1 protein-coding gene (only partly in view) is annotated in these 13,871 nt (G+C 53.6%); it reads left to right on the top strand.

The genetic code is table 11. From position 1 onward, the window contains the following. Positions 1-13,871: the final stretch of a non-ribosomal peptide synthase/polyketide synthase gene (locus G9G57_RS13040; RefSeq protein WP_164965040.1), read on the top strand. It extends 28,498 nt beyond the left edge of the window; only the last 13,871 of its 42,369 coding nucleotides appear in the window; its start codon lies off the left edge, out of view; the stop codon is at positions 13,869-13,871.

The raw sequence follows: 13,871 nt of genomic DNA, 5'->3' as shown, positions 1-13,871 counted from the left end.
AGTCGCTGTATACCGGAGATGTCACAGACGTCGATCACATCAACGAGCCGCACGATCTGGCGTATGTGATCTACACGTCTGGGACAACCGGACGTCCGAAGGGCGTCATGATTGAGCATCGCAGCTTGGTGAATACCGCTGCGGCCTATCGCCGAGATTATCGCCTGAGCGAATTCCCGGTACGACTGCTACAACTGGCCAGCTTCTCCTTCGACGTGTTCGTCGGCGATATTGCGCGGACACTCTATAACGGGGGAACGATGGTCATCTGTCCGAAAGACGACCGGATTGATTTTAGCCGTCTCCACGGATGGATTCGTGATTATCAAATTACGGTGTTCGAATCCACACCGGCTTTGATCGTACCATTTATGCAGCATGTGCATGAACACGGACTGGACATGAGTAGTCTAGAGCTGCTCATCACGAGCTCAGACAGCTGCAGTGTGACGGATTATCGGGTGCTGCAGGAGCGGTTTGGTGCGGAGATCCGCATCATCAACAGCTACGGTGTTACGGAAGCAGCAATTGACTCCAGCTTCTATGACGAAGAGTTGTCGAAGCTGCCAAGTAGCGGCCATGTGCCGATTGGTCAGGCGTGGCTGAACGCACGCTTCTACATCGTGGATAGTCAGCTGAATCCAGTGCCGATCGGCGTACTGGGCGAGCTGTGCATTGGCGGAGCCGGGGTCGCACGGGGGTACCTGAACCGTGCGGACTTGACGGCGGAGAAATTCGTAGCGAACCCGTACGTGCAGGGTGAACGACTGTATCGTACCGGCGACTTGGCGCGGTGGATGCCGGACGGCCATGTAGACTTTATCGGCCGGATGGATGATCAGGTCAAAATCCGGGGCTTCCGGATTGAACTGGGCGAGGTGGAAGCGCAGCTGCTGACTGTGGCTGGCATTGAGAAAGCGATCGTCACCGCCTGGGAAAACGAAGACGGAGACAAGGATCTGTGTGCGTATGTCGTAGCCTCGGAGGCGCTGAATTTGCCGGAGCTGCGCAGCACACTGCAGCCCAAACTGCCGGGCTATATGATCCCGACCTACGTCGTACCCCTGGATCGTTTCCCGCTGACACCGAATGGGAAAATCGACCGCAAAGCGTTGCCCGCACCGGAAGCGCGCCTCGAAGGAGGCACGGAGTACGTTGCGCCGCGCACAGAGCTGGAAGAGCAGCTGGTCCGTATTTGGAAAAGCGTTCTGAATCATCACCAAATAGGCATCCAGGATAACTTCTTTGAAGTGGGAGGACATTCGCTGCGCGCTACAACACTAATGGCGAAAATCCATCAGGAGCTGAATCACAAGCTGGCCTTGCGAGATATTTTCCAATATCCAACAATTGAGCAATTGGTACAGGTGATGGGTGAAGATCAGACCCAGCAAACGTATGTATCTATCCCTGTGGCAGAGGAGCGCGAATATTACCCCGTTTCCTCGGCACAAAAACGGATGTACGTTCTGAGTCACCTGGAAGGTGGAGAGGTTAGCTACAACATGCCAGGAGCTTTGATTATCGAAGGTTCCTTGGATAAAAAACGACTGGAACAAGCCTTCCGCCAGCTGATTGCCCGTCATGAGGCCCTCCGAACCCGATTCGAGATGGTGGATGGTGAGGTGATTCAGTGGATTGAATCCAGCGCCCCATTCAGCGTGGAGTATGTACAGGCAAGCGAAGAAGAGACACCGCAGTACGCACAGGACTTTGTACGTGCATTTGATCTCGCACAAGCCCCGTTACTGCGGGTTCAGTTGATCGAAAATGGACCGGGGCGTCACGTCATGCTCTATGATATGCACCATATTATTTCGGATGGCGTCACGGAAGGCATTATCGTGCAGGAGTTCTCTCAATTGTATGAAGGCCAGGAACTGCCGCCACTGCGGATTCAGTACAAGGACTATGCGGTTTGGCAGCATGCAGATATGCAAAGTGAACGTCTGCGTGCGCAAGAAAGCTATTGGCTGAAAACCATGTCTGGTGAAATCCCGGCGCTGGATATGCCAACGGATTTTACAAGACCTGCTGTACAGCGTCTGGAAGGGACTCGATTTGAGTTTGCGATCCGTATGGAGGACAGTGAGCAGTTGAAGCAGCTGGCCGCACAAACCGGCTCCACCTTGTACATGGTGTTGCTGGCAGCGTATAGCACGCTTTTGCATAAATACACGGGTCAAGAGGACATCATCGTCGGCACGCCGATTGCCGGAAGACCACATGCGGAACTGGGGAGCCTGGTAGGCGTATTCCTCAACACGCTGGCGATTCGCAATTCTCCGTGTGGCGACAAAACGTTCCTGGATTATCTGCAAGAGGTCAAAGAGCATGCGCTCCGTGCGTATGAGCATCAGGAATATCCGTTTGAAGAGCTGGTTGAAAAGCTGGATTTAACGCGGGATACGAGCCGGAATGCGCTGTTTGACACGATGTTTGAGCTGAAAACATTTGAGCAGCAGGAGTTCGAGCTGGAAGGCCTAACCTTTAAGCCGTATCCGACGGACAATCCTACGTCCAAATTTGATCTGACCTTGGATGCCGTAGAGCAGCCAGAAGGCATTCTGTGCAGTCTGGAATACAGCACGGCGCTGTACAAGCCGGAGACCATTGCACGCTTTGCACAGCATTTTACCGAACTCGTACGTGCCATTACACTTCATCCACAGCAGCCACTGGCAGCTTTGGATATGGTAACCGTCGAGGAGAAGGCACAAATCCTCTATGGTTTTGGAGATGTAGGCGTATCGGAGGTTGCGGCTGAAGCAGAAGTCTTATTCCATGCCTATGTGGAAGAACAGGCACAGCTTGTGCCAGATCATGTGGCGGTGGTGTACGAGGAGCAGCAGCTTACGTACCGCCAGCTGAACGAGCGTGCGAACCAATTGGCGCGTAAATTGCGAAAGGAAGGCATTGGACGCGAATCGATTGTCGGCATTTTGAGTGAACGCTCGGTAGACATGCTGGTCGGCGTACTAGCGGTATGGAAGGCTGGAGGCGCCTATGTGCCGCTGGATGCAGACTATCCGTCCGAGCGCATTCGTTTCATGCTGGAGGACAGCGGTGCGACGGTGCTGTTGACCCAAACCAGTTTGCAGGAGCGCACGCAAGCATGGCTGAATGAAAGCCAAGGGGCTCTGGGCGAAGGAAAGACCGAGGGTGAGTTGGAAACAGCGGTTAGCGCTGAAACGATGGAAAGAGACCGCCTGAATGAAGGCGTAAGCTTGAAATCAGATTCGAAGTCTGGCCGCGAAGCAGCATCCGAGCTGGCAACAGGGCTGCGTCTGCACACTGTACTAGCATTAGACGATGAGTCGCTGTATACCGGAGATGTCACAGACGTCGATCACATCAACGAGCCGCACGATCTGGCATATGTGATCTATACGTCCGGGACAACGGGACGTCCAAAAGGCGTCATGATCGAGCATCGCAGCTTGGTGAACACGGCTGCGGCCTATCGCCGGGATTACCGTCTGAACCAGTTCCCGGTCCGACTGCTGCAACTGGCCAGCTTCTCCTTTGACGTGTTCGTCGGCGATATTGCACGGACTCTCTATAACGGCGGCACGATGGTCATCTGTCCGAAAGAGGATCGGATTGATCCAAGCCGTCTGTACGGCTGGATTCGCGATTATCAGATTACCGTGTTCGAATCGACTCCAGCCTTGATCGTACCGTTTATGCAGCATGTGCATGAACACGGGCTGGACATGAGCAGTCTGGAACTGCTGATCACGAGCTCGGATAGCTGCAGCGTGACGGACTACCGGGTGCTGCAAGAACGGTTTGGCGCAGATATCCGCATCATCAACAGCTACGGTGTCACGGAAGCGGCGATTGACTCCAGCTTCTACGATGAAGAGCTGCCGAAACTGCCAAGCAGCGGGAATGTGCCGATTGGACAGGCGTGGCTGAACGCACGCTTCTACATCGTAGACAGCCAGCTGAACCCGGTACCGATCGGTGTACTGGGCGAGTTGTGCATCGGCGGCATCGGGGTCGCACGGGGGTACCTGAACCGTGCGGACCTGACAGCCGAGAAATTCGTGGCGAACCCGTACGTACCGGGTGAACGTTTGTATCGCACCGGCGACTTGGCACGGTGGATGCCGGACGGCAATGTAGACTTTATCGGCCGGATGGACTATCAAGTCAAAATCCGGGGCTATCGGATCGAGCTGGGCGAGATTGAAACGGCGATCCAGCGGGTACCGGGTGTGCGTCAAGCCGTAGTCATCGACCGGACGGACGAGCGTGGACACAAGTATTTGTGCGGATACATCACGGGAGAAACCGAGCTGCGGATCGAGGAAGTACAAGCAGAGCTGGAAGCCGGACTGCCAGCGCACATGGTGCCAGCACGGCTGATGCGACTGGAGACGATCCCGCTGACCAGCAACGGCAAAATTGACCGTAAGGCCTTGCCGGAACCGGAAGGCAGCATCCATACGGGAGCAGCCTATGTAGCCCCGCGTACCAAGGTGGAACAAGTATTGGCTACGGTATGGGCCGGAGTGCTCGGCGTGGAGGCCGTAGGCACGCAGGATAACTTCTTCGAGCTGGGCGGCGATTCGATCAAAGCGCTGCAAGTATCGTCCCGCTTGCTACAAGCAGGCTATCGACTGGAGATGAAAGACCTGTTCAGCCATCCAACGGTGTCTGCATTGGCGCTGAAAGTCCAATCCGTTACCCGATTGGCGGATCAGAGTGAAGTGGTAGGCGCTTTGAAGCTGACACCCGTTCAACACTGGTTCTTGGAGCAAAACCTGGCGGATGCTCATCATCACAACCAGTCCATCATGCTGCATAGCAAGGATGGTTTTGATGAAGCGGCACTGCGCACAGCGATGGATCACATCGTTAGTCATCACGATGCACTGCGGATCGTTTTCCGTCCTACCGAACACGGGTATGAAGCTTGGAATCGCGCGGTGGGTGAGGGTGAGCTGTATACGCTGGATCAGGCAGACTTCAGGAAGGAGTCGGAAGTGTCTGCGGCGATTGAGGCCAAAGCGAATGAAATTCAGGCGGGGATTCATTTAAGCGAAGGACCGCTGATGAAGCTGGGGCTGTTCCATTGCCCAGATGGAGATCATTTGCTGATGGTTATTCATCACTTAGTAGTAGATACCGTTTCTTGGCGCATTTTGTTCGAGGATCTTACGACAGCCTACGAACAGGCGTTGAACGGACAACCGGCTCGTCTTCCGCACAAAACGGATTCGTTCCGTACCTGGGCTGAGGGACAGTCTCACTATGCGAACGGTCCAGAAATGGCAGCAGAATTCGCCTTCTGGCAAGAAATGGAGCAGGGTGTGTATGAGCCGCTTCCAAAAGACGAATCACCTTCTCATTCCTTGAATAAAGACAGCGAGCTCATGACAGTCACGTGGACAGCTCAAGAAACGGAGCAGCTGTTAAAACAAGCGCATCGTGCCTACAACACGGATATGAATGATTTGCTGCTGACCGCACTCGGCCTGGCTATTCATCGCTGGGCGGGGATTGAACGAGTGCTCGTCAACCTGGAAGGCCATGGACGGGAATCCATTCTGCCAGAGCTGGATATTACGCGTACGGTAGGCTGGTTTACGACCCAATTCCCGGTTGTGCTGGATATGAGCGCAGGGCAAGACCTTTCACAGCGCATCAAACAGGTGAAAGAAGGGCTACGCCGGATTCCGCAAAAGGGTATTGGCTACGGTATGCTGAGATACCTGTCCGCGGCATGTGAGCAAGAGCGGTTTGGAACCGAACCTGAAATCAGCTTTAACTATTTGGGACAATTTGATCAGGATATGCAAAATCAATCCATTGGCGTGTCTCCTTACGCTAGCGGTGCCGAGCTGAGCGCACATGCAGCCAGATCGCACACGCTGGATCTGAACGGACTGATTTCAGAAGGTCAATTGCAATTGACGATCAGCTACAGCCATCAGGAATATCGCAAGGAAACGATGGAACAGCTAGCCGAAGCGCTCAGAACCAGCCTGCAGGACATCATCGCACATTGCGCGGGTCGCAAACAGCAGGAGCTGACGCCAAGCGATGTGATGCTTAAACCTGTAACCTTGGCCGAGCTGGATCAGTTAGTAGAGCGGACTCGTGACATCGGGGAACTGGAAAATGTATATGCCTTGACACCGATGCAAAAAGGCATGTTGTTCCATAGCCTGATGGATGCAGCGTCAGGGGCTTATTTTGAACAAACGACCTTTGACTTGCGTGGATGCTTCCAGGCAGATATTTTCCAAGATAGCTTGAATCATTTGGCGCAGCGGCATGAGATCTTTAGAGCTAATTTCATTAGCGGCTGGCAGGATGAGCCCGTGCAGGTGATTTTCCGGCGCAAGGATGTTGGTTTCAGCTATGAAGATTTGCGTCATTTGGATGATCAGGAACGTGACGCGTATGTGCAGGAATTTATTCGCCAGGACAAGGCAGCCGGATTCGATTTGTCCCGGGATGCGTTGATGCGCGTGGCGATTTTACGGACAGGTGATGAGGATTATTACTTTGTGTGGAGCTCTCATCACATCCTAATGGACGGCTGGTGTGTGGCGTTGGTAACGGATGAGGTGTTTGAGGCTTATTTTGCAGCCGTAGAACATAGAGAACCAAAGCTCGCCCCGGTGACTCCATACAGTCAGTATATTGAGTGGCTTGAAGCCCAGGATGTAGAAGCAGCAGCCTCATACTGGAAAGATTATTTGCTGGGCTATGATCAACAAACGTCGATTCCAACCGGAAAAGTCGGCACGAAAGCGGACGGTGCACAATTTGAGCATGTGTTGTGCGATCTAGGTAAGGATTTGACAGGACGCATGGAAATGGTAGCCAAGCAGTACCACGTGACCCCGAATACATTACTGCAAACAGCCTGGGGCTTACTGCTTCAAAAGTACAACGGTAGTGATGATGCTATATTTGGCGGTGTCGTGTCGGGTCGTCCGGCTGATATTCCGGGGATCGAAAATATGGTGGGCTTGTTCATTAACACCATTCCCGTACGTATCCGCAGTGGAGCTGAGGACACCTTTGCCGACCTGATTAGAACGAATCAGCAGCAGGCGCTGGCTTCTCAAGATTATGAAACGTATCCGCTGTATGAAATTCAAGCCTTGACCGAGCAAAAGCAAGAGCTGATCAACCACATTATCGTGTTTGAAAACTATCCGGTGGAGGAGCAGGTCGAGCAGCTTGGCGAAGGTGCAGCGTCGGATTTTGTAATCAGCAATGCAGGCATGATTGAACAAACGAACTATGATTTCAATCTGGTCGTTATGCCGCAGGAAGCGATGAAAATCCGATTCGAATATAATACAAAAATATTTGATCGGGAAGCCGTGGAACGGACTCAGGGGCATTTGATACAGCTGTTGGAGCAGGTGGTAGCGAATCCGGCCATTCGGGTGCAAGAGCTGGAGGTGTTAAGCGAGCAGGAACGCGAGCAAATTCTCAGCGTATGGGGAGATACAGCCGCCGAGTATCCAAGCGAGCAAACGATCCATGGTCTGTTTGAGACACAAACGGCGCACACACCAGAGCAGCCAGCGTTGTACTTCGAAGGAGAGCAACTGAGTTATCGCGAGCTGAATGAACGCGCGAATCGTTTGGCTCGTACCTTGCGCAGTCAAGGTGTGACGAATGATCGTTTGGTAGGTCTGATGACCGAACGCTCGATAGACATGATCGTGGGTATCTTCGGGATTTTGAAAGCCGGAGGAGCATATGTACCTATCGATCCAACCTATCCGGAAGAGCGTATCCGCTATATGCTGGATGACTCGGGAGCGAAGCTGTTGTTAACTCAAGGTCATCTGGTGGACAAAGTAGCTTTCGACGGTCACATGCTGGTGCTGAATGGGGCACAAAGTGTGTATCACGAGGATGGTTCTAACCTGGAGCCGTTGTCCGGTCCGAACGATCTGGCGTATGTGATCTATACATCGGGGACAACGGGGCAGCCGAAGGGTGTTATGCTGGAGCATCACGGGCTATGCAATCTGAAAACCTATTTTGATCAGGAATTCGAGATCAGTACCTCAGATCATATGTTGCTGTTCGCCAGCTACTCGTTTGATGCGGCTTGCTGGGAAATCTTCCAAGCTCTATTCTGCGGAGCCACGTTGTACGTGCCAACGTCAGAGACGATTTTGGACTACGAACGGTTTGAACAATATATGGCGGATCACCACATCACGGTGGCAGCATTGCCGCCTACCTATGCGGTGTATCTGGAGCCGCAGCGGATGCCAAATCTGCGTATTCTGGTCACTGCGGGTTCAGCCGCTTCAACAGAGCTGGTATACAAGTGGAAGGATCAGGTGGCGTACTACAATGGCTATGGTCCAACTGAAAACTCGGTAGCGACATCCATCTGGCCGGTATCCAAGGATGAGAGAGCAGGACAGCTGATTTCCATTGGACGTCCTGTGCCGAATCATCGGGTATACATGGTAGATGTACACGGGCATTTGGCTCCGATAGGCGTAGCGGGTGAGCTGTGCGTGTCTGGTCCGGGTCTGGCACGTGGTTACCTGGATCGTCCAGAGCTGACGGCGGAGAAATTTGTACCGAATCCGTTTGCGGCTGGCGAAGCCGGGTATGAGCGGATGTACCGCACAGGCGACTTGGCAAGATGGATGCCAGACGGAAACATCGAATACTTGGGCCGGATTGACCATCAAGTAAAGATTCGGGGTTACCGGATTGAGCTGGGCGAAGTCGAGGCACAAATATTGAAAGTGGAGGACGTACAAGAGGTCATCGTCCTGGCCCAAGCGGACGAGCAGGGACAAAATCAACTGGTGGCGTACTATGTCGCTGAAAGAGAAGTAAGCGCTGGTGAACTGCGCAGTTTACTGGGTGAGGAGCTGCCAAACTACATGGTGCCTTCTTTCTTGGTACAGTTGGAGCAAATGCCGCTGACACCGAACGGTAAAATCGACCGCAAGGCCCTGCCAGCACCAGAAGGCAGCCTGCAAACCGGAGCCAACTATGTCGCACCGCGAACGTGGGTGGAAGTGAAACTGGCGCAAATTTGGCAGGATGTACTAGGCCTCACTCAGGTCGGTGTGAAGGAAAACTTCTTCGAGATTGGCGGACACTCGCTGCGGGCGACCACACTGGCCTCGAAGATTCACAAGGAACTGAACAAGCCGCTTCCACTGCGCAGTATTTTTGAAGCACCAACGATTGAGCAACTGGCAGTCGTACTGGAACAGTTGGATCAAGTAACATATGCGTCCATTCCAGTAACGGAAGAGCGCAGCTTCTATCCCTTGTCCTCGGCGCAAAAACGACTGTATGTGTTGCATCAGTTCGATCCGCAGGATGTGAACTACAACATGCCATCGGTGCTGCAAGTGAGCGGTCCGCTGGACGTGAAGCGAGTGGAGGACGTATTCCGTCAACTGATTGCCCGTCATGCGACGTTGCGTACCCGCTTTGATCTGGTGGACAGCGAGCCAGTGCAGTCTATTGAGGACACCGTACCGTTCGAGGTCGAATTTACGAAGGTACAAGCTGAGGGTGCGACTACGGACACAGACACGAGGGTCAACAAGGAAGTACAAGAGCTGGTGAGTTGCTTTGTCCGTCCGTTTGATCTCAAAGCTGCACCGCTGCTGCGGGTAGGCTTGGTAGATCTAGGCGTATCCGGAACTGAGCAGGAACCGCAGCATGTACTCATGCTCGACATGCACCACATCGTTTCGGATGGGGTGTCTATGGGGGTACTAACTAATGAATTTGTCCGCTTGTATGACGGTGAACAGCTAGCGCCATTGCGGATTCAGTACAAAGATTATGCTGTATGGCAACAAAGTGAGACCCATCAGGAATGGATGCAGCGTCAGGAAGCCTACTGGCTGGACACCTTCCGGGGGGAACTGCCTGTGCTGGATTTACCGACAGACTTTGCCCGTCCGTCGATACGAAGTACGGCAGGCGATACCGTGGTGTTTGGGCTGGAACGCGAAGTGAGCGAACGCCTGAAGGAACTGGCGGCGCACACAGGCTCTACGCTGTATATGGTGCTGCTGGCGGCATACACCGCACTCTTGCATCAATACAGCGGCCAAGAGGACATCGTTGTCGGCACGCCGATTGCCGGACGACCGCATGCCGATTTGGAGCCAATCCTCGGGATGTTCGTCGGTACGTTGGCATTGCGAAACTATCCGACAGCGGAACATACCTTCCGCAGCTACGTGGAAGAAGTGAAGGTTCGGGCCCTGCAAGCCTACGAGCATCAGGACTATCCATTTGAGGAACTGGTGGAAAAGCTGAATGTGAAGCGGGATATGAGCCGCCATCCATTGTTCGATACGATGTTTACTCTGCAAACGACCGAGGAAGGCGAACTGCAACTGGCAGACCTGAGCTTCCGTCCATACGGCTTGGAGCAAACACCAGCGAAGTTTGACTTTACGCTGGAAGCCAGAGAGGAAGAGGCAGGCATCCAGTTCGGATTGCAATATGCAACTGCGTTGTATCAACGGGAAACCGTTGAACGGATGACACGTCACTTTATTCGCTTAGCCGAAGCCGTGGCGGCAAACCCGGATGCGAAGCTGGGTGAGCTGGAACTGATTACGACCGAAGAAACCGAACAGATTCTGGAGGTGTTCAATGATCCGAACGCGCACAGCGTGCGTGGAACACTCCAAGGTCTGTCGCTCAGCGAGCGTTTTGAAGAGCAAGCGAAAAACAGCCCTGAGCGGATAGCCGTTGTATCTGGGGACATAGGTCTAACCTACGCTGAGCTGAATGAGCAGGCGAACCGGTTGGCCCGTGTGTTACGGGCAGAAGGAGTTGAAGCAGATCAACCGGTAGGCGTACTGCTGGAACGTTCTGCGGATCTTCTGGTGAGCATTCTGGGAGTACTGAAAGCCGGAGGCGCGTATGTGCCAATGGATACGATGTATCCACAGGAACGGATCGACTACATGCTTCAAGACAGTGGGGCCAAGGTCGTGATCACCAGCAGAGTTGCCAACCTGTCACTCGAACTGCCATCGACAGTACAAGCTATCGTTCTTGACGATGAGGACGTTCAAGCTCAATGGGGAGCACAGGATGCGAGCAACCTGATCCCTGTCGCCGGCCTGCATAACCTGGCCTATATGATTTACACGTCAGGTACAACCGGTCAGCCGAAAGGGGTTATGATTGAGCAAGGCAGTGTCGGCAATCTGGTAGACGCTTTATATGAGCGAGTGTACAGTCGGTATGCTCAGCCGCTTCACATCGCATGGCTGTCCGCATTTGTATTTGACGCTTCGGTGAAGCAAATCTTTGCCAGCTTGCTGCTAGGTCATACCCTGCATGTGGTGTCCCGTGACGTCAGCCTGAGCGGAGAGCATTTGATCGCCTACTACCGCACGCACCGGATTGATCTGTCGGACGGCACACCAGCGCATCTGCATATTTTGAACGAAAGCGTCAGCGTGACAGAAGCGCCGGATGTGAAGCATTACCTGATCGGGGGCGAAGCCTTATCCGTGCAGTTGGTCCATGTGTTCCTGCACAAATGGTCCGGGTATCGTCCGGTCATTACGAACGTGTATGGTCCGACCGAAGCGACCGTAGATACGACCGCCTATACGATTGAAGATGTAGAGTCGCTGAATGTACTGCTGGAAAAAGGGGAGCACACGGTATCCATCGGAACGCCGATAGCCAACCAGGCTGTGTACATCTTGAACACTCGACAACAGCTGGTACCGATAGGGATCGCGGGTGAACTCTATATCGGAGGGGCAGGTATCGCACGAGGATACCTCAACCTGCCGGAACTGACGGCTGAGAAGTTTGTCCCGAATCCGTTTGCTGATGCGACGGCCGCTGATCCAGCGGACAGCACTTACGCAAACCGGATGTACCGGACAGGCGACCTGGCACGGTGGCTGCCGGATGGCAGTATCGAGTATTTAGGCCGGATCGACCATCAGGTCAAAATTCGCGGGTATCGGATCGAGCTGGGCGAGGTGGAAGCACAGCTGCTGACCGTGGACGGCATTCAGAAAGCCGTAGTCACAGCATGGGAAAACGAGGACGGACACAAGGATCTGTGTGCCTATATCGTAGCTTCGGAGTCGCTGAGTCTACCGGAACTGCGGAATGCGCTGCAGCCGAAGCTGCCGGATTACATGATCCCGACGTATGTGGTACAGCTGGATCGTTTCCCGCTGACGCCAAACGGGAAAATTGACCGGAAGGCATTGCCAGCACCGGAAGCACGCCTTGAAGGAGGCCTGGAGTATGTGGCACCGCGGACGCCACTGGAGGCCAAGCTAGCCCAAATCTGGCAGGATGTCTTGAAGCTGTCCAGCGTAGGAGTCACCGACTCATTCTTCGATGTGGGTGGACACTCCCTGCGGGCCACGACGCTGGTGGCCAAAATCCATCAGGAACTGGGCAGCCGAATTACACTGCGTGAGGTGTTCCAGCACTTTACGATTGAGCAGCAAGCCCAGCTGATCACCGCGCAGGGCACAGACACCTATACGGTGATCCCTACAGCTGCCAAACAGTCTTACTATCCTGCTTCCTCGGCTCAAAAACGACTGTATATTTTGAGCCATCTGGACGGTGGGGAGGTCAGCTACAATATGCCGGGTGTATTAGTCGTGGAGGGGCCGCTTCAGGCAGATCGACTGGAGGATGCGTTCCGTCAGTTAATAGCCCGCCATGAAACGCTGCGAACTTCCTTCGAAATGGTGGACGGCGAGGTTGTTCAGCGGGTTTACGATCAGGTAGCGTTTGCAGTAGAGCGCCTGCAGGCCCATGAGTCCGAAGCCGAAGCCTATATCGAGTCTTTTGTACGCAGCTTCGATCTTCAGCAGGCACCTCTGCTGCGTGTCCGTCTCATTCAAACCGGACCCGAACGTCACCTCCTGATGTACGACATGCACCATATTATTTCAGACGGTGTGTCGTCTAACAATATCGTGCAGGAGCTGGGACAATTGTACGAGGGACAGGCCTTGGCGCCGCTGCCCATTCAGTACAAGGACTATGCGGTGTGGCAGCAGCAGGAAATGCAGCGTGAATCATACCAACGCCGGGAACAGTTCTGGCTGGAGCATTTAGCCGGAGAGTTGCCTGTACTGGAGCTGCCGATTGCTTACCCTAGACCTGCTGTTCGCAGCTTCGAGGGAGCAATGTATGATTTTACTGTTGACTCGAATGTATCCGAGCAACTGCGCCGAATCGCGGCACAGACCGGAAGTACGCTGTACATGGTGCTACTGAGTGCCTATACCGTCCTGCTGTCCAAATACAGCGGTCAGGACGATTTGATCATCGGTACGCCGGTAGCAGGCCGCTTGTTGCCAGAACTGGAGCCACTGATCGGCATGTTCGTCAATACACTAGCCATCCGGCACCAGCCGCAGGGCGACCAAACGTTCCACAGCTACCTGCTGGAAGCCCGAGAACGTACGCTACAAGCCTTCGAGCATCAGGATTATCCGCTTGAGGAGTTGGTGGAAAAGCTGGATGTAGCGCGGGATGCAAGCCGTAATCCGTTGTTTGACACCATGTTTGTACTGCAAAATACGGAGTCACAGGAAGCGAAGCTTGAAACACTGTCCTTTAGTCCGTATGTTCAGGAGCATCGTATTTCCAAATTCGATTTGACCTTGTCCATGAGTGATGAAGACGGGCAGATCAAGGGTTCCTTCGAATATTGCACAAAGCTGTTTGGCGCAGATGCTATTGAACGATTAACCGGAGATTTGATAGCGATCCTGTCCCAGGTTGGAGCTAATCCAGATTTGCTATTAAGCGATATTCAGGTGAACTCGAGCGAGCAGCCGGAAGGCTTCTCGCCAGATTCCATCGACTTTATTTTCTAA

This window comes from Paenibacillus sp. EKM211P (assembly GCF_011066175.1).
GTDB classification, from domain to species: domain Bacteria; phylum Bacillota; class Bacilli; order Paenibacillales; family Paenibacillaceae; genus Paenibacillus; species Paenibacillus polymyxa.
Note: the sequence above shows the minus strand (reverse complement) of the source record. Positions and strands in the feature narration are given on the sequence as shown.